The sequence below is a fragment of the Streptomyces sp. NPDC002156 genome (assembly GCF_053593675.1).
The window spans coordinates 1-18,764 of the sequence record NZ_JBSFDA010000104.1 but is presented as its reverse complement, the minus strand read 5'-3'; the positions used below and the strand labels follow the sequence as shown (position 1 = coordinate 18,764).

The window sequence follows — 18,764 nt, the reverse complement described above, 5'->3', positions numbered from 1 at the left end:
AACAGGTCTACAGTCTCCCCCGTAAGCACTTTTGAACGCGTTCAAGTCGTTCGGATCGTGCAAGGAACACGGGGACAAGGACGAAGAGACATGGACCTCACAGTCGTCGCATACGTCATCTATCTGCTGGTCAGCGTCGCGCTGACCGTCTGGGTCGCGCGGACTCTCAGTAGCAATGGGCGGGTCTTTCTCGCCGATGTGCTGCGGGGGAACGAGAAGCTCGCCGACGCCGTCAATCATCTGCTCGTGGTCGGGTTCTATCTCGTCAACCTCGGGTTCGTCGCCCTCTATCTGAGCGGTGACGGGGACATCGGCAGCACCCGGGAGGTCTTCGAGGCCCTCTCCACCAAGCTCGGGGTCGTGCTGCTCGTCCTCGGTGTCATGCACCTCGCCAACGTGTTCGTGCTCAGCAAGATCCGGCGGCGGGGTGTCATGGAGCGGGAGCAGGTGCCGCCCGTCGCGCCGCAGGGGTGGGTCGCCCCCACCGCCGGGGCGTGAGCAGGATGAGCCAACTGGACGCGGTGGGGTCGGGGGACACCACCGCCCGCGCGGACCGGCACGCCACGGGGGGCGTGCCGGTCCGCCGGCTCACCGTCCTGTACGACGCCGACTGCGAGCTGTGCGCCTTCGTGCGGGAGTGGCTCGTACGGCAGCCGCAGTTGGTGCCGTTGGTGCTGGTGCCGGCCGGGTCCGAGCGGGCTCGGGGGCTCTTCCCGACCCTCGATCACTCCGCCACCCTCGCCGACATCACCGTCGTCGGGGACGGAGGGCAGGTCTACCGGGGCGCCGGTGCCTGGGTTGTCGTCCTTTGGGCGCTGCGCGAGCATCGGCCGCTCGCCCATCGGCTCAGTACCCCGGCCGGCGCCCGGGTCGCCAAGGCCGCCGCCCTGGCCGCCGCCAAGTGGCGCGGGGCGCAAGGGGGTGACCACAGGCGCGGCCGGCGGGTGTACCGGCGGCCCGACGGATGGTCGTACGACCCCAGTCTCGGGTGGATCCACAGCCCGCCCGGCTGTGACAGCGGCGCCTGCTCCACTGGTTAGGCTCCTTTCCGTGCCAGCAGCAGCCAAAGACAGTCCCAGTCCCAGCCCCAAGAGCGAGCAGACCCGTGCGCTCATCCTGGATACGGCCATGCGGCTGTTCAAGGAACGCGGGTACGAGAAGACGACCATGCGGGCCATCGCTCAGGAGGCCGGGGTCTCCGTCGGCAACGCCTACTACTACTTCGCCGGCAAGGAGCACCTGATCCAGGGCTTCTACGACCAGCTGGCCCGGGAGTACCAGGTGGCCGCTCGGGAAGTCCTGGACAGGGAGACCGAGTTGGAGGCCCGGCTCGCCGGGGTGCACCGGGCCTGGCTCGATGTCGCCGCTCCCTACCACGAGTTCGCCGTGCAGTTCTTCAAGACCGCCGCCGATCCGAACAGCCCCCTCAGCCCGTTCTCCGCCGAGTCGGAGCACGCGCGCGTGCAGGCCATCGAGGTGCACAGGGAGGTGCTCGCCGGGTCGAAGGCGAAAGTGCCGGAGGAACTCCGGGACGTACTGCCCGAGTTGATGTGGCTGTCCCAGATGGGGATGGTCATGTACTGGATCTACGACCGTACGGAGGGGCGTGAGCGCACCTACCGGCTCGCCGGACGCGGTGCCCGGCTCACCGCGCGCGGGGTGACCCTGGCCCGGTTCCGGGTGCTGCGGCCGCTCGTCCGCGAAGTCCACGACCTGTTCAGCGACTTCCTGCCCGGCATGACCAACGCCCTTCCCAGCCCTGCAAAACAGGACGGGAAGGGCTCTTCGGCCGGCGAGAACTGAGTTTCAGTTCACCGTGTCCATCTCGTCCTCCGACGCCTCCGTCAGTTCCACGTCGTACACCAGCGGACCGTCCTCCACCGTCACCTGCCGGGCCCGGGAGCCGTACGACGGTTCCGTCGCCGACAGCAGATACGCGCCCGGGGCCGGGACGGAGAGGATGTACGAGCCGTCCGCCAGGGAGGTGACCCGGTCCAACTGGCGTCCGCCCTTCGTGAGGAGGCTCACCGCCGCGCCCTCGACCGGCGCGCCCTCCGGGTCACGGACGAAACCGTGGACCACCGAGGCGCCGCCCGCCGGACCGGCGGGTTCCCCGGTCTCCGGGGCCTCCTCCTTCGGCTCCACCGCCAGATGCGGCAGGCGCTTCTCCAGGCCCGCCGGGAGCCACCAGTTGGAGTTGCCGAGCAGATGCATCGCGGCCGGCACCAGGGCCGTACGGAGGATGAACGCGTCCAGCGCCACCGCCGCCGCGAGGCCGATGCCCGCCATCGCGCCCTCCATGTCGCCGCTCAGGACGAAGGCGGAGAACACACAGATCATGATCAGGGCCGCGCAGTTGATGACCCTGCTTGTTTCGGCGAGGCCTACTCGGACCGCCCGCGCGTTGTCCTTCGTATGCACCCATTCCTCGTGCATACGGCTCACCAGGAACACCTGGTAGTCCATCGAGAGGCCGAAGAGGAGGGACAGCATGATTACCGGGAGGAACGCCGTGATCGGGCCCTCCTTTCCTATGCCCAGCAGCTCCGTGCCCCAGCCCCACTGGAAGATCGCGACCAGGACGCCGAACGAGGCCGCCGCCGCGATCAGGTTCATCAAAGCGGCCGTCAATGGGACTACCAGGGAGCGGAATGCCACCAGCAGCAACAAGAAGCCCAGCGAGATGATCGCCGCCACGAAGTACGGCAGGCGGTCGCCCGTCACCGCCGCGAAGTCCTTGAAGATCGCCGTGACTCCGCCTACGTGGGCCTCGGTTCCTGATGCCGGGATGACCTCGTCCCGGAGGCGGTCGATCAGTTGGTCCGTCTGTTCCGACTGGGGTGAGGTCGTCGGGACGACCTGGATCACCGTGATGCCCTGGGACGGCGGCGCCGCCGCTGCCTGCGCCACGCCCTCCGTCGTACGGATCGTCGAGACGAGCGCGTTCGCGTCGCCCTCCGCGACCACCACCTGGAGCGGTCCGTTGAAGCCGGGGCCGAAGCCCTCCGCCAGCATGTCGTACGCCTGACGGGTGGTCGTCGACTCCTGGTGGTTGCCCTGGTCGGTCGCCCCGAGGCGGATGGACAGGACGGGGAGGGCCAGGATCAGCATCGCCAGCAGAGCTACTGCCACCGTCGAGCGCGGGCGCCTTTCCACGTACGACGACCAGCGCGCCGCCAGCCCGCTCGCCTCGGCCGGTTCCGGGCCCGTCGCGGCCAGCTTGCGGCGCTGCCTGCGGCTGAGGACGCGCATGCCGAGGAAGCCGAGGAGGGCCGGCAGCAGGGTCGTCGCCGCGAGGACGCTCAGGACGACCGTGAGGGAGGTCGCGATGACCACGCCGTCCAGGAAGCGCATGTTCATCACGAGCATGCCGGCGAGCGCGATGCACACCGTGCCGCCCGCGAACAGCACAGCTCGGCCTGAGGTGTTGAGGGCCGTGACCGCCGAGTCCTCGGGCTTCATGCCGCGCAGGATGCCCCGGCGGTGGCGCGTGACTATGAACAGCGCGTAGTCGATGCCCACTCCCAGGCCGATCAACGAGCCGAGCAGCGGGGCGACTTCGGGGACGTCGGTGACATGGCTGAGGAGGGACGTCGCCATCAGGCCGGTGCCCAGGGCCGCGATCGCTACGACCAGCGGCAGCAGCATCGCGAAGAGGGAGCCGAAGGCGAGGAACAGGACGACCGCCGCGGCCAGGATGCCGACCATCTCGGCGACGCCGGTGGGCGGTTCCTGGGTCCTGGTGATCGCCTGGCCGCCCAACTCGACCTGGAGTCCGTCGCGTTCGGCGGCCTGGGCCGTGTCGACGACGTCCTCGACGGTCTCCTTGGGCACCGAGTTCGCCTGCTCGGTGAAGGTGATCTGGGCGTAGGCGATCCGCCCGTTCTCGCTGATCTGGGCGGCGCCGGTGCCGTCGGCGGCGTACGGGCTGGTGACCTCACCGACGCCCGCCATCTTCCCGATCTCTTCGAGCTTCGGCTCGATCCTGGACCGTACCGACTCGTCCTTCACCGAGCCCTCGTCGACCTTCCAGACGACCGTGTCGGTGTCGCCCGCGGTCTGCGGGAAGGCCTTCTCCATCAGGTCGTACGCGCGGGTGGAGTCCGTGTTCGGGAGGGAGAACGAGTTCGCGTAGTCCGTGCCCGCGGCGGAGCCCGCGAAGCCCAGTCCGAACACGGCCCCCACCCATATCAACAGGACCACCAGCCGGTGCCGATAGCACCACCGTGCCAATGCCGCCACGCTCAACAGCCCCTCACTCATGAGTAGTTGATTCGGTTGGTCCCCCAGGTCCTGGCAACAGAATTGGGGGCGGAGGCCGGTGTGGACATGAGGCGGCCATGACTCTCAAGGAACTCCAAAGCACGAACAGGGCCCTGCTGTCGGTGGCCCCGCCGATACTGAGGGCATGACAGCTCCAGGGACAGGCACCGTGCTGGTGGTGGAGGACGAACCGAGCATCGCGGACGTCCTCGCCATCGCCCTGCGCTACCACCGCTTCGAGGTGATGGTCGCGGGCACCGTCCGTGAGGCGCTCACGCTCGCCGAGCGCACCCGCCCGGACGTCGCCCTGCTCGACATCATGCTGCCGGACGGCGACGGCCGGGCCCTCGGGCGTGAACTGCGCGCCCGCAGGCCTGAGTTGGCCCTCGTCTTCCTGACCGCGCGGGACGCACCGGGCGAGATCGTCGGCGCCCTCGGCTTCGGCGACGACTACATCACCAAGCCGTTCAACATCGACGAGGTGGTCGCACGGATCACCGCTGTGCTGCGGCGGACGCGGCCCGTCGACGTGCTGCCGCAACGGCCTCCGCTGCGGTACGGCGATCTGGAGCTGGACGAGTCGACGTACAGCGTGCATCGCGCGGGCGGCACGGTCGAGCTGACGCCCACGGAGTACGCGCTGCTGCGGTTCCTGGTGCGCAACGGCGGCCGGATCGTGCCCAAGGAGCAACTCCTGCGGCATGTCTGGCAGTACGAGCACACGCCTCCCGAGTCGACGGTCGTCGAGACGTACATCAGCTATCTGCGGCGCAAGCTCGACGCGCTCGGACCGCCGGTGATCACCACCCGGCGCGGTGTCGGGTACGGGCTGGCATGAGTCTCTTCGGGATCGGGGTGGGGTGGGGGCGTGCCTTCGGGCCGGGGTGGAGCCGCACCTTCCGGTGCGAGGGCGGGATCCGCTCCCTGCGCGTGAAGCTCACGCTGGCCAATGTGGCGCTGCTCGCGTTCGGCATCGTCGTGGCGAGCGGTGTGAGCGTGATGGGCATGCGGCTGTATCTGCTGGACAGCGTCGACACCCAGCTGATGAGCACGCGGGACTCGATCGGGGGGTCGCGGGTCACGTTGGAGCAGATCGACTCGCTTACCGCGTTCGCCGCGCTGACGGACAGGTATCGGTCGGCCTCTGGGGGCGGGGATGGTGGTGGCGGTGGCAGCGGTTCGTCCGGGGCCGGGTCCGCCAACGCCGACTCTCTCGTGTCCGACGGCATCTTCGTCGTCATCGGCAAGGGCGGGCGGGCCATGACCGTCGCCGGGTTCGCGCCCACCGACGATCAGCGGGCCCTCGTCGCCGCCGTGTCCGACCCGGCCGACCTCGCCCGTGACGACGTGCCGCACGACATCCGGGTGCGGGACGCTCCGTACCGTGTCACCGCCGCCCATCTCGCCGACGGTTCGACCGTGCTCCTGGCGACCTCGACGGACGCCCTGCACGACGTCCTCGGCAAGGCGCTCAAGCTCGATCTCGCCGTCGGGACGCTGCTGCTCGCGTTGCTCGCCGTGCTCACGATGTTCAGCGTGAGCCGTCGGATGGCGCCTCTGGAGGACATGGTCGAGACGTCTACGGCCATCGCCGAGGGCGATCTGACCCGGCGGGTGCCGTCCAGTCGGGAGGCCACCCTTGAGGTCGAGCAGCTGCGGGTCGCCCTCAACACCATGCTCCACCAGGTCGAGTCGGCGTATCGCACGCGCGAGCGCAGTGCGGCCCAGCTGCGGCGGTTCGTCGCCGACGCCTCGCACGAGTTGCGTACGCCGTTGTCCGCGATACGGGGCTATCTCCAGCTGTACGACAAGGGGATGCTGACGGATCCGGTGGAGCGGCGGCGGGCGTGGGACCGGATGAATGGTGAGGCGGATCGTATGGGGCGCCTTGTCGACGAGCTGCTGACGCTGGCTCGGCTCGATCAGCGGCCCGAGCTGCGGTTGCGGAATGTGGATCTGAGCCGGTTGGTGCGGGATGTGGCGGAGGATCTGCGGGTGCAGGAGCCGGAGCGGCCGATCAGTGTGTCCGCGGAGGGGGCGTTGCTGGTGCGGGCGGATGAGTCGGGGTTGCGGCAGGTGTTGGGGAATTTGGTAGGGAATGTGCGGACGCACACGGCTGGGGATGTGGCTGTGCGGTTGGGGGTTGAGCGGGTGGGTGGGGTTGTGCGGGTGTGTGTCGCGGATGAGGGGCCGGGGGTGGCGGAGGAGGACGCGGGGCGGATTTTTGATCGGTTCTTTCGGGCGGGGGGTGGGGCTGGGAGTGGGTTGGGGTTGGCGATCGTGCAGGGGGTTGTTCTGGCGCATGGGGGGTCTGTGGATGTGCGGACCGCGCCTGGGGAGGGGTTGGCTGTGACGGTTACTTTGCCGGAGCGGGGGGTTTGCTGAGGGGCGGGTGTCGGGTGCGGGTGCGTGGTGGCTTTTTGCGCAGTTCCCCGCGCCCCTGAAAGCCCCTGCCCAGCTGCGGGCCGGTGGGGGTTGATCGCGCAGTTCCCCGCGCCCCTGAAGGGCTCGCCCCTACGGGGCGCCCTTCAGGGGCGTGTCCTTGCTGCCGTGTCAGATCCAGCCCAGGCTCCAGAGGCGGAAGACGCCGGTGCCGTCCGAGAGGTACTGGCCGCCGCCGACGTCCTCGCTGCTGACGACGTACTCCTTGCGCTGCCACAGCGGGATGACCGGCACGTCCTGGGCGATCTCCTGCTGGAGTGAGCGGAAGTCCTGGGCGGCGCGGGTGCGGTCGGCGTACTTGCGGCTGTCCAGGATGAGCTGGTCCACCGCCTTGCTGCCGTACCCGTTCTTCATGCTGTTGCCGGTGCCGACGAGCGGGCCGGTGAAGGTGTCCGGGTCGGGGAAGTCGGCGACCCAGCCGACGGCGTAGGCGTCCAGCTTTCCGGCCGCGTACCGCTTCTGGTAGTCGGTCCACTCGTAGCCCTTGACGGTGACCTTGAACAGGCCGCCCGTCTCCAACTGCCGCTTGAGCAGGGCGGCTTCCTCTGCGGCGGCGCCGCGTCCCTCGGCGTAGCCGTAGGTGAAGCGGATCGGGAGGGTGACCCCGGCCTCGGTGAGCAGGGCGCGGGCCTGGGTGACGCTGGGGCGGGGGTAGGCGTCGAAGAACGAGGTGGTGTGGCCGGTGATGCCCGCCGGGATCAGTGAGTAGAGGGGGTCGGCCGTGCCCTCGTACACCGTGCTGACGAGTTCCTCCCGGTTGATCAGCCAGGCCAGGGCGCGGCGGACGAGCGGGTCGTGGAGGGGGGAACTCGTACGGACGTTGAGGATCAGGTTGCGGGTCTCGGCGCTGTCGTCCTCGATGACGCGCTGGCCCGGGTCGCTGGGCGAGAGGCCGGCGAGGACCTTGGGCGGCAGCTGGCGGGTGGCGACGTCGACGCTCTTCGCCTTCCATGCCTTGTCGAGGGCGGTCGGGTCGGCGTAGTAGCGCAGGAGGATGGGCCGGCCGGTGCTCCGCACGGCGCCCGCGTAGCTGCCGTTGGGTTCGAGGACGGCCTGCTTCTCCTTCGTGTACGACTTCAGGACGTACGGTCCGGTGCCGTCGGCGCCCGTGTCGGTACGCAGCCCGTTCTCGGGGTAGCGCTCGCGGTCGACGATCGCACCGGCCCCGGTGGCCACCTTGAACGGGAAGGTGGCGTCGGGCGAGTTGAGGTGGAAGGTGACCGTCAGGTCCTTGGCGTCGACCGAGCGGAGGGTGCCGAGGAGGGAGGCGGGGCCGACGTCGGAGTTGATGCGCTTGACGCGCTCGAAGGAGAACCGCACGTCCTCGGCGGTCATCTTCCGGCCGCTCGGGAAGGTGAGGTCGTCGCGCAGGGTGCAGACGTAGGTGCGCAGGCCGGAGCCCTTGAAGGAGCAGCTCTTCGCCGCGTCCGGGACGGGGGTGGACCCGCTCGGCTCATAGGTGAGCAGTGTCTGGAAGACGTTGCTGAACAGGGCCCAGGAGCCGGCGTCATAGGCGCCGGCCGGGTCGAGGGAGGTCACGTCGTCGGTCGTACCGACGGTGATCGTCCTGCCGTTGTCCCCGCGGTCCGGCATCAGCTGCCAGGCGACCGCGCCCGCGGCGGCCACGATGAGAAACGCCGCGAGAATCCGTATGCGTACCGAGCGCATCGGTGTGCCCTCCCCAGGACCCCCTGCACAGGTCACTCCCCTGTGGTGTTGATCACCTAACCACAGGAGTTTCGGGTGGGGGAAGGGACTTCTTGCGAGATGGGAAAGACGTTACCGACGCCTTGTTACCAGGAGGAAAACCCGTGTGGGGCAAGGCAGTTGCGCCTTGCCCCACACGGGGAGTGTCCCTCACGGAGAATCCGTCACGACAGCTGTCGCCGGCGTTCCTCGATCAGCGTCCGGTACTCGGCGTACCAGGGCTCCTGCCCGGACCGCTCGCGCAGCCGACGGGCCTCGCGGACCTCCTGTTCCTTGCGCCACCCCGACCACAGCGCCCACAGGGCCGCCGCGCCGACCAGGTACCGCAGCCAGGACTCCGGCACCAGCAGGGCACCGGCCAGTGCGAGCGCCCCACCGGCGGCGTAGCCGAGGACGAGCCCCCGCGTGTACGCCGTCACCGACGGGCGACCCGCGCCCTCGGCACCGTCGGCGTTCTCGGAACCGATCTCCGAGTAGAGCCAGGCGTCCCGCCCGAGAATCCGGGCGACGACGACGCCGGTGACCGGCAGGATCAGGGTCTCGATCACGGTGACCGGCCGGACGGCGGAGTCCGGCAGGAACCAGACCGCCACGGCGACGCCCACGCACAGGGCCACATGGACCCGGGGCTTCAGGACTCGCGTGCCCTCGATCAGCCTGTCGGCTGCCGCGAGTCGCGCGAGCGGAGACGGACTCTCCTTCATCCTTCGTGCCTCCTCACATCACTTGTTGGCCGGGTAGATCATCATCAGCGGGTAGTAGCAGACCCAGCAGCCGCCGTGCCAGATGCCGATGGTGATCCGGACGCCCTTGCCCCTGAGCTTCGCGGAGTTCTTGATGACACCGCCGAGCTTCTCGGCACCCCAGCCCAGCGCTTCGGCCGCGACCTTCAGCAGCTTGATCGACCAGTGCGAGGGAGCCATGTTGAGGTAGTTGGCGAGAACGTCCAGGAACTTGCCGGTGCGGATCAGGGCGTTGCCCAGCTTCTTGGCCTTGTCGTCCCTCAGGTACCAGGACTTCTTCTTGTACCACTCGCGCCCGTCGAGGTCGTACGCCATGACCGGGTCGACCGGGTAGCCGTAGTGGTTCGGCGAACCGTAGACGACCGGGTCGGTCTGCAGGAAGCGGCCCGTGGCCGGGTCGTAGACCCGCGCGCCCATCAGGGTGTAGCCGCTGAGGGTGCTGGTCTGGCGCTGGTAGGCGCCGAGCCAGCCCTGCGCGGTGAGCGCGGTGGCGCCCTGCGGGTTGCCGTACTCGTCGTAGTGCTGGACGGTGGCGGCCACCGTGGTGTCCAGCGGCTGCTGGACGATCACGTCACCGTGGATGTTGGTGAGCTGGAGGACCGTGTTCCCGGTCGCCGACGTGGTGGCGCCGAGGTCGCCCGCGATGTCGCGGAGGCTGCGGCTGACGGTGTCGGCGGTCTTGGTCCAGGTGGGGCTGTCGCAGTCGCAGCCGTAGTGGCTGGTCGTGCTGGTGCCGACGGTCCAGGTGCCGTCGGTGGCCTGGGTCTGGGCAGTCTGGACGGCGAGGCGTCCGGCGGCGTCCAGGGCCCAGGAGTTGCGGCTGGTGCCGACGGTCTCGGTGGCGATCATGTCGTTGGTGAAGTACGACAGGGTCGTGGCACCGCTGGTGGTGGTGCGGCCGAACGCGTCGTACACGTAGCCGGAGTTCACCAGGCGGTCGGCGCTGTCGTAGGCGTACGACGTGGTCGCCGTGGTGGCGTCGTCGGTCGTGGCGCTGTCGCAGTCGTCCGAAGTGGCCGTCAGGGCCGTGCGGTTGCTGTTCGCGTCGAAGGTGTAGGCGCGGGTGGCGCAGCCGCCGGCCGTGGTGTCGGCGGCCTTGGTGAGGCGGCCGGCACTGTCGTAGGTGTAGTCGGTCTGGGTGGTCGAACCGTCGGTCTGGGTGTGGCCCGCCTGGCGGCCGGTCACCGTGTAGCCGGCGGTGTCGGCGGCGACGGTGGTGCCGTCGGCGGTGGTGTACTCGCGGCCGGTCTCCTCACCGGCCGGGTCGGTCGCGACGGTGAGGGTGTGGTCGCCGGGCAGGGTCTGCGTGGCGAGGGTGCCGTCGGCGTCGTAGGTGGCGGTGAAGGTGCCCGCGACCGAGTCGGTCATGGTCGTGGCGGTACCGGTCGTGCCGTACGCGTACGTCACCGTCGACGGGGCCGAGTCGGTGATCTGCGTCGGCCGGTCCAGGGCGTCGTACGAGGTGGTGGAGGTGTTGCCCGCGCCGTCGGCGTAGGTCAGCACACGGCCCAGGCTGTCGTACGTGTAGGCGATGGTCTGGCCGTTCGCGGTCTGCGTGGCCTGACGCCCGTTGGCGGTGTTGTACGTGTAGGTGGTGTCCGGCGTGCCGGTTCCGACGCCGCCGGTGACCGTGGTCCCGGTGACGCGGCCCGCGGCGTCAACCGTGTTGGTGGTCGTGCGGGTCACGCTGTTGGCGGTCTCGGCCTTGGTCGCGACCTGGCCCCAGCGGTCGTACGTGTAGACGGTGGTGACCGCCTCGGTCGGGTTGGTGCCGCCGCCGGTGATGGCCGCCGCGGGCGCCGTCCTGCAGAGCAGGCCGGTCGAGACGGAGGAGACACAGGTGCCGCTGCCGGTGGCGGTGTAGTAGGTGTACGCCAGCGTGCCCGCGTCCGAACCGGTCGAGCCCGTCGTGCGGGTGGTGGCCACCCGGCCCGCCGAGTCGAAGGTCGTCACGAGGTTCGCGGTGTCGTCACCGGTGACCGTCTTCTCCTGGCCGGTGGTCCAGTCGTAGGTGGTGGTCGTCGTGCCGGTGTCGGCGTCGGTGGCGTAGCCCGGGATCGCCGCGCCGGTCACGGCGGAGGTGACCAGGCCGGAGACCTCGGCGCCGCTGGGCCGGTTCTCGTCGTAGGTGTACGAGGTGTGGGTACGGGCCGGGGTCACCGTGCCCGCCGCCAGGGTCGACTCGGCGGTGGAACCGGTGAGTTCCTTGGTGAGCGTGACCTCGTGCAGCGGACCGAACTCGTCCGTGAGCTGCTCGCCGTCGGCCGAGTACCGCAGCTCGGTGGCCAGCAGCTGGGCACGGTCGGCGGTCGACAGTCCGTCGAGGCCGAGCGCGGCCAGCTTGTCGGCGGCACCGGTGGCGGTGCCGAGCGCCAACGCGCGGTTGGCGGCGGTCAGTTCGGCGACCGTGTTGCCGTAGTCGTCGTGCTCGGTGGTGGTGATGAAGCCACCGGGCCGGGCGGTGTTGGTCTCCTGGCCGTTGGCGTTGATGTACGTGACGGTGGCTCGCGAGTACGAGGTGGCCGTCAGATCGCCGCCGGTGTGGGAGGTGGGGACGGAGTCCGCCGGGAAGACGGCGGTCGCGTCGGTGGGTGCCTCGTCCTGCGCCCAGGTGGCGACGGTGGTGGCGTCCAGCTGGTACGGAGCCGTGGTGCCGGAGAGCGGCACGTCGTAGACGACGGTGGTGGCCGCCGTACCGGACGTGGTGCTCGCGGTACCGGGCGTCAGGGCGGCGCGGGATGCCTTGAGCAGCATGCCCGTGCCCGAGGTCAGCGCGGAGCCGGCCTTGCCGTAGGTGAAGGCCCAGGGCAGCTCGCCGGGCTTGGTGTATGCGACGACGCGGCCGTCCGAGTCGTAGGTGTACGTCGTCTTCAGCGCGGTGCCGATGCGCGGGTCCCATGCCTGGGCGAGCCGGCCGGAGCTGTCGTACGTGTAGGACTCGACCGTCTCGGCGGTCGCGGCGGAGGCGCCGGGGCTGGTGGCCCACAGCTTGATCGCCTTGACCTGGCCGGTGTAGTCGCCGACCGCGCCGGACGTGGCGGTCGTGGAGGTCGCGTACGAATACTCCAGGACGCGGCAGCCCTTGGTGGCCGGGGTGGCCTGGCAGGTCGCGGCCGTGGCCGCGCCGGTCGGCGAGATCACGTACTTCGGACGGGCCAGCGTCGAGCTGCCCGAGGTGACCGTCTCGGAGGCGACGGTGACGGTGGAGTCGTCGACCGCCGTCGCCGAGGAGGACAGGGTCCAGGTCGCCACGCCGGTCGCCGCCTTGGCGAACGCCGTGGTGCCGCCGTCGGTGTCGGTCAGCGTGAAGGTGGTCCCGGACAGGGTGCCCGTCAGGGTGAGGAACTCGGCGCCGGTCTCCGGCTGCCAGCCACCGCCGCTGGTCGCGGTGAACGCGACCGAGCTGCCGTCCGCGCTCAGCAGTTCCACCGAGGTGTCGGAGGTCTTGCGGAGCTGGGTGAAGTCGGTGCCGACGGCGTCGACCGACGAAGTCCAGCCGGGACCGAAGATCTGCGCCTGGCCCTCGCTGTCGGTGCTGTTGGCACGCGAGGAGTAGGTGCGCTCGACGCTCGCCTCGAACGCGGAGGCGTCCGTGGCCGACAGCGTGAAGTCCCCGGTCAGCTGGTTGACCTGGCCCGGACCCACCTGGGCGGCGGGCGCGGTACCGGCGTCACGGTCGAGCGTGACGTCTACGGTCTGCGAGTACCCGGTGGTGGTGCCGTCGGTGAACGCGGCCCGCAGCTGGATGACACCGTCCTCGGCGAGCGAGGAGACCGTGTTCCACACGAGCTTGGTCGCGGTGCCGCTGGTGACGGCGACCGGCCAGGCGGAGACGGCGGAACCGGAGGCGGTCACGTCACCGACCGGCAGGGTGTGCCAGGAGTCGGTCTCACCACGCCGGTACTGCCAGGTGGCACCCGTGTAGGAGGTGAGGCCCTTTGCGGACAGCGTCAGCCGACGGGCGGTGGTGTCACCGGCGGCCGGGGAGAGGATGGCCGCGCCGTCGGCACCGACGCCGAACGAGTAAGAGGTGGTCGCCGTCGACAGGTTGCCGCCGGAGTCGATGGTCCGCGCGTACAGCGTGTGCCAGCCGTTGGCCGGGTCGATGCTGATCGTCTGGGAGTCGCCGCCGGTGCCGTTGGTGGTGTCGAGCTTCTTGTTGGGCAGGGACGAGTCGTCCAGACCCCACTGGTAGCCGGCACCGTCCGTGGAGGAGGTGTCGAGCGTGCAGGACACGGCGGCGGAGGCCTTCGCCGTCCAGCCGTTCTCCGTGTACGTGTCACAGGTGACCGTCGGTGCGACCGGCTTGGCCGTGTTCAGCACGAACGTCGTGTAGCCGGTCCAGGAGCCGTAGTCGGTCCCGTCGTACGCCCGCACGCGGTAGCGCAGATGCGAACCGGCCGGGAAGGCGCTGGCCGAGGGGATCGTGAACGGCACCTGCGACCCGGAGGCCACCGAGACGGACGTACCCGTGTAGGTGTACGTGGTGTCGGCGTACGTCGGGTCCGGGGTGATCTCGAACTGGGCCTTGGTCTTCGACCCGTCCGGGTCGGTCACCTTGGCCGACAGGGTCGGGGTGAGCGAGGTGACGTACCGCTTGCCGTTGTAGGCGTTGACCTGCGAGGGCGCGATCGCGGCCGAACTCGGCACCGCCGGGTAGGAGTTGTACGTCACGGTCAGGTGGGGCTCGGTGGAGCCGTCGCCGGAGACGTAGTTGGCGGAGCGGTAGCGGCGCCAGGTGGTGGAGTCGGTCTCCGAGGCGCCCGCGATCCGCACACCCTGGTTGGTGGAACCGTCCGCCCACGCCTGCACGATGGCGTCGATGTCGAAGTTGACCGTGCCGGCCGGGCAGGAGTCGCTGTAGCCCTTGGCCGCCGTGCTGGTGACCGCACCGGTCGCGGTGGTGGCCGGCTGGTCCGCCCAGGTGATGTCGGCCGAGGTCCAGGTCCCGGTGATCCGCCGCACCTGCGTACCCGCGCCCGAGGTGTCGCACGTCGAGGAGTAGTACGAGTACAGCGCCAGGTTGGTGTCGGTGATGTGCTTGCCCTTGAAGGGCGACACGTCGAACTTCATGTAGGCGCGGGCCTTGGTGGTCCCCGCGTCGTACGTACCGGACTTCAGCTCGGTGGACGAGATCTGCGAGTCGGTGTAGTTCGTCGCCACCCAGGTGTCCGTGGTGACGGCGAGAGTGGTGGTCGGGTCGACCGTGACCGGATAGGTCAGCTTGTTCTCGGTGAAGTAGTCGGCGTCCGGGGTGAGAACCAGGGTCTGCGACCCGTCCTCGGCGGTCTCGACCTTCGTTTCGACCCTGGCCTGATACTTCGACTCGCCGGACTTCTGGTCCTTGGAGGAGTCCCACATCATCGGCGCGGGTGCCTCGGCGACCAGCTTCCCGGCCGAATCCTTCAGCAGCAGGTGCCCGGATTCGGCCACCGACAGGACAAGTCCCTTGAGCCGCATCGGGATCCGGTACTCCAGCGGACCCTCGGGAGCCTTGTCCAGAACCACGTTCTGGCTGAAGCCCTGCGACAGCGCCGTGACCGTCAGGGTCTCGCCGTCACCGAGGTCGTAAGAGGCGGTGTCGTCCTTCACCGACGGTGTGGGCAGCTTCGACTCCCAGCCCATGCCGAACGACCGCGCACCCTTGGTCACCGACGCGAGCGCGGTGTCCCCTCCGTCGGAGACCGCGATGTCCGCCGCCGCGACCTCCGGCTCCAGGGCGCTGCCTTCATCGGACAGGGCGGTGTCGATGTTCCGCCACACCCCGTCGACCTTCTGCCGGATCGGCGCCGCGTACGTCGACGTCTGCAACTGCCCGTTCGGCAGCGCGTACGTCGTCGAACTGGCCGAACGCTCCGACAGCACCTCGATCTTCCGGCCCTGCGTACGGGCCATCAGCAACGCCGCGGCCGTCGAACCCGCCGACGACGCGGCCGACTTGGCCGGCCTGGCCGACGTCACCTGCGTGGTGGCGGAGTCCGCGGCGGCGAAGGCCTGCCCGGTCCCCAGCGACACCAGCGCCGTCTCGGCCGCCAGCACGGCGGCGACGGCGAGTGCGGTACGTCTTGGCGATATGCCTACGGCTCTCGCCCTTCCCCGTTTGATTCTCAAGAACGACTCCTGTGATCACGCCATGACGCCTGGTGCGCCATGAACGGACGTGATCAAAGCAGGGGTTCGTGAGGGAACTTTCACCGTTCCCCCAGATGTCGCTCACAGTTATCCTCAGATCTCCCTCAAGACACTTGACTGGAAAACGATCACCGAGTTTCAGCCATGCGGAAGATTCCACTCCCCTGTGCCGCACCTGTGGACCGATCAAGGCGAATGGGGCACTCGGGCGCCAACTCTCATTGGCCGGGGGCGGATTGACGGACCGCCACCAAGGTTCCACCCACCCAAATTCTTTACTGATCCGTGACCTTCACTGGCGGTAATCAGGCCTGTGCGGACGCCAGTTCCACCACGGTGATGTCCGACGGCGCCCCCACCCGCGTGGGCGGGCCCCACGCGCCGGCACCCCGGGAGACGTACAACTGTGTGTCCCCGTACCGCTCCAGGCCCGCGAGGGTCGGGTTGGCGAGGTCGGCGATGAAGTTGCCCGGCCAGAGCTGGCCGCCGTGGGTGTGGCCGGAGAGCTGGAGGTCGACGCCGTGCTCGACGGCGTCGTGGATCTGCACCGGCTGGTGGGCCAGCAGCACGCTCGCCCGTGAGGTGTCGCGGTCGCCGAGCGCCTTGGTGAAGTCGGGACCCTGGCCCTCGCTCTCACCGGCCACGTCGTTGACCCCGGCGAGGTCGAAGGCGGGCAGTTCGACGCGGGCGTTCTCCAGCGGGCGCAGCCCGAGCCGCCGTACCTCCTCGACCCACTCCTCGGCGCCGGAGAAGTACTCGTGGTTCCCGGTCACGAAGAACGCGCCGTGACGGGCGCGGAGTTGGGCGAGGGGAGCGGCGGCCGGTCCCAGATCCTTCACACTGCCGTCGACCAGGTCGCCGACGACCGCGATCAGATCGGGCTGGGTGGAGTTGATCGTGTCGACGACCTTCTGCGCGAACCCCCGCCCGAGGACGGGCCCGAGGTGGATGTCGCTGACGACGGCGATCCTGAACCCGTGGGCGCCGCGCGGGAGCTTGGCCAGCGGCACGGTGACCCGCTTCACGCGCGGGCCTCGTACGACGCCGTAGGTGCCGTAACCCACGGTCCCGACGGCTGCTGTGGCGGCGGCACCGGCCACGACCCGGGAGACGAAGAGACGGCGGGACGGGGCGGCGAGGAGACGGGGGCCGGCGCTCGGGTCGGGAACCGGGTCCGGGGTCTCGGGCACGCCCGGCGGTACGGTCTCCGACTTCCGGAGCGGTACGGGGGACTCCGCGGGTGCCTCGGCCGGGCGGCGCCGCTCCAGGAACCGTCGCAGCAGTGGCCGTACGGCCTCGCCGGCGATCAGGGCCAGTCCGAGGTAGATGAACAGGGCCAGCCACAGGAAGCCGGGCCAGGCCAACGTCTGCTGGAGCCAGAAGGGCGCGCCGCCGCGCTCGGCGACGAAGGCCCCGATCATCAGGACCGGCCAGGCGACGAACACGGCCGTGCCGATACGGCGGGCGAGGCCGGGGCCGACGGTCGTGTCGCGCACGAGACGGCGCCAGACGTACCAGTGCAGGCCGACCAGGGCGGCGAGCACGACGAGCAGGAAAACGATGACCATGCGGGGGTGTCTCCCGTTGTTCCCGTTGTGAGGTCGGGCGTTGCGAGGTCTGGTGCTATGAGGTCGGGTGCTATGAGGTCTGGCGCAAAGCGCGCAGTCCGCGCAACCCGATGCCGCCGACGATCGTCCCCAATACGAAGGAGGCGACCGCGAGCACCAGATGCACCCAGAAGTACGCCGTCGGAGTGCCCGCGTCGTCGAACGCGAGCCCGCTGCCGTCCTTGACCAGATTCTTGATGAAAGTGACCCAGATGACCCAGCTCCACACCCCGAAGGCGAGCAGGAACCAGGAGACGGGGCGGCTGAGTTTCACAAAAAGGGGCCTTTCATCACTACACCGGTCAACTCAGTCCGACCGAGTCGGCCGGGGGTCCGGGGGTTGTCCCCCGGATGAGCACAGCATGGGTCCAGTATCGCCGCCGGAGACTGGGGCCCTCGGCCGGGGTGGGGAGGGGTGTGCGACTTCGTGGGCCAGTACATGTACGTTCTCGATCGTGTCCGCCTCCACGAAGACCGCCAGGCGAAGCCTGCTGGTCACCTCCGCCGCCCTGTTGTCCACCGCGCTGACCACGCCCGTACCGGCGTTCGCGGCCCCCAAGCCGTCTCCGACGCCGAGTGCCACGCCGTCGGCGACTCCCCCGGCGAACATGTCGACCGTGGGCGGGGAGCGGCTCGGGAAGGCCGGGACGCAGGTGAACCTCTCCGACGGGGTGCCGGTGATCCCCAAGGACATCAGCGCCCGCTCGTGGATCGTCTCGGACGCCGAGTCCGGCGACGTCCTCGCCTCGCACAACGCGCACTGGCGGCTGCCGCCGGCGAGCACGCTGAAGATGCTGTTCGCCGACACCGTGCTGCCGAAGTTCCCGAAGACCATGGAGCACAAGGTCACCTCCGCCGAGCTGGCGGACGTCGGCGCCGGGTCCAGCATGGTCGGCATCAAGGAGAAGGAGACGTACACGGTCCACGATCTGTGGCTCGGCGTCTTCCTGCGCTCCGGGAACGACGCGGTGCACGTCCTGTCCCACATGAACGGGGGCGTCGCGGCCACGGTCAAGGAGATGAACGAGCACGCGGAGGAGCTCCAGGCCCTCGACACGAACGTGATGAGCCCCGACGGCTACGACGAGCGGGGCCAGGTGTCGTCCGCGTACGACCTCACGCTCTTCGCACGGTCCGGGCTGCAGAAGAAGGACTTCCGTGAGTACTGCTCGACGGTGACGGCCAAGTTCCCGGGCGAGACTAAGAAGAACAAGCAGGGCAAGACGGTGCGCGGGACCTTCGAGATCCAGAACACCAACCGGCTGCTGGCGGGCGACTCGGACGTCTCGGTGTACCAGGGGATCGCGGGCGTGAAGAACGGCAACACGACGAACGCGGGGGCGACCTTCACGGGGGTCGCCGAGCGGGGTGGCAAGGTGCTGCTGGTCACGGTCATGAATCCGTCGGAGGAGGAGCACAACGAGGTCTACAAGGAGACCGCGCGGTTGCTCGACTGGGGGTTCAAGGCGGCGGGGAAGGTGCAGCCGGTGGGCGAGCTGGTGGCGCCCCAGGGTGCGGCGGGGTCGAGCCCTCAGCCCGGCTCGACCGACGGTGACACGGACTCCGGTGAGGCCGGGGGCGGAGCGTCGGACGGGGGCTCCGGGGACGGTTCCGCGTCGCCGGTCGCGAACGCGTCGGCCGAGGCGGACGGGGGTGGGATCGGGGTTGCGCTGGGGATCACCGGGGGTGTGCTGGTGCTGTTGGCGGGGGGCGCGTTCCTGATCAACCGACGGTGGCCCCTGCCGGAACTGGTGCGGCGTCGGCGGTAGTTGGGGGGCTTTTCCTCGCCCCCGCCGCCCCTACCCGTCCCATCCTTCTGGGGGCTGCGTCGGCCTCGTACGGGAGTACGGCCGCGATCCGGCCGTCGGCG

The 18,764-nt window shown here is 69.6% G+C and carries 12 protein-coding genes; 6 read left to right on the top strand and 6 right to left on the bottom strand.

Annotated features, from left to right (window positions below; all coding sequences use genetic code 11):
• The first annotated feature begins 90 nt into the window (after positions 1 to 90).
• Genes ACWCRB_RS32890 through ACWCRB_RS32880 form a run of 3 tightly spaced genes read left to right on the top strand, consistent with a single transcriptional unit; the run spans position 91 to position 1,803 of the window.
• On the top strand, positions 91 to 498 hold the full coding sequence (locus ACWCRB_RS32890) for a hypothetical protein (RefSeq protein ID WP_369036784.1): 408 nt from the start codon (positions 91 to 93) through the stop codon (positions 496 to 498).
• A 5-nt stretch (positions 499 to 503) separates the two neighbouring features.
• Positions 504 to 1,040, top strand: coding sequence for a thiol-disulfide oxidoreductase DCC family protein (locus ACWCRB_RS32885; protein ID WP_450999546.1), 537 nt, complete (start codon positions 504 to 506; stop codon positions 1,038 to 1,040).
• A gap of 10 nt (positions 1,041 to 1,050) precedes the next feature.
• A complete protein-coding gene (locus ACWCRB_RS32880; RefSeq protein WP_450999537.1) occupies positions 1,051 to 1,803 on the top strand; it encodes a TetR family transcriptional regulator in 753 nt (250 codons plus the stop codon).
• Positions 1,804 to 1,806: 3 nt separating this feature from the next.
• Here the strand turns inward: ACWCRB_RS32880 and ACWCRB_RS32875 are convergent, their stop codons facing one another.
• Positions 1,807 to 4,263 carry an MMPL family transporter gene (locus ACWCRB_RS32875; protein WP_450999536.1) on the bottom strand — a complete coding sequence of 819 codons (2,457 nt, stop codon included), beginning with the start codon at positions 4,261 to 4,263 and terminating at the stop codon, positions 1,807 to 1,809.
• Between the two features lie 145 nt (positions 4,264 to 4,408).
• Here ACWCRB_RS32875 and ACWCRB_RS32870 point away from each other — a divergent pair, with 145 nt between their 5' ends.
• The gene (locus tag ACWCRB_RS32870; RefSeq protein WP_450999535.1) at positions 4,409 to 5,101 is read left to right on the top strand and encodes a response regulator transcription factor; all 693 of its coding nucleotides are present in this window, start codon (positions 4,409 to 4,411) and stop codon (positions 5,099 to 5,101) included.
• The gene (locus tag ACWCRB_RS32865) at positions 5,098 to 6,648 is read left to right on the top strand and encodes an ATP-binding protein (protein WP_450999534.1); all 1,551 of its coding nucleotides are present in this window, start codon (positions 5,098 to 5,100) and stop codon (positions 6,646 to 6,648) included. Before ACWCRB_RS32870 ends, ACWCRB_RS32865 begins: the two co-directional genes overlap by 4 nt.
• A 168-nt stretch (positions 6,649 to 6,816) precedes the next feature.
• Here the strand turns inward: ACWCRB_RS32865 and ACWCRB_RS32860 are convergent, their stop codons facing one another.
• The 5 genes from ACWCRB_RS32860 to ACWCRB_RS32840 all read right to left on the bottom strand — a co-directional run bounded on the left by ACWCRB_RS32860 (position 6,817) and on the right by ACWCRB_RS32840 (position 17,168).
• Complete coding sequence (locus tag ACWCRB_RS32860) at positions 6,817 to 8,373, bottom strand: ABC transporter substrate-binding protein (protein ID WP_450999533.1); 1,557 nt, start codon at positions 8,371 to 8,373, stop codon at positions 6,817 to 6,819.
• Positions 8,374 to 8,576: 203 nt separating this feature from the next.
• Positions 8,577 to 9,116, bottom strand: coding sequence for a hypothetical protein (locus ACWCRB_RS32855; RefSeq protein WP_450999532.1), 540 nt, complete (start codon positions 9,114 to 9,116; stop codon positions 8,577 to 8,579).
• A gap of 18 nt (positions 9,117 to 9,134) precedes the next feature.
• Complete coding sequence (locus ACWCRB_RS32850; protein WP_450999531.1) at positions 9,135 to 15,266, bottom strand: DNRLRE domain-containing protein; 6,132 nt, start codon at positions 15,264 to 15,266, stop codon at positions 9,135 to 9,137.
• Between the two features lie 326 nt (positions 15,267 to 15,592).
• Positions 15,593 to 16,855 carry a metallophosphoesterase gene (locus ACWCRB_RS32845; RefSeq protein WP_450999530.1) on the bottom strand — a complete coding sequence of 421 codons (1,263 nt, stop codon included), beginning with the start codon at positions 16,853 to 16,855 and terminating at the stop codon, positions 15,593 to 15,595.
• Between the two features lie 70 nt (positions 16,856 to 16,925).
• On the bottom strand, positions 16,926 to 17,168 hold the full coding sequence (locus ACWCRB_RS32840; protein ID WP_450999529.1) for an SCO4848 family membrane protein: 243 nt from the start codon (positions 17,166 to 17,168) through the stop codon (positions 16,926 to 16,928).
• Between the two features lie 181 nt (positions 17,169 to 17,349).
• Here ACWCRB_RS32840 and ACWCRB_RS32835 point away from each other — a divergent pair, with 181 nt between their 5' ends.
• Complete coding sequence (locus ACWCRB_RS32835) at positions 17,350 to 18,663, top strand: D-alanyl-D-alanine carboxypeptidase family protein (protein WP_450999528.1); 1,314 nt, start codon at positions 17,350 to 17,352, stop codon at positions 18,661 to 18,663.
• Positions 18,664 to 18,764 lie beyond the last annotated feature (101 nt).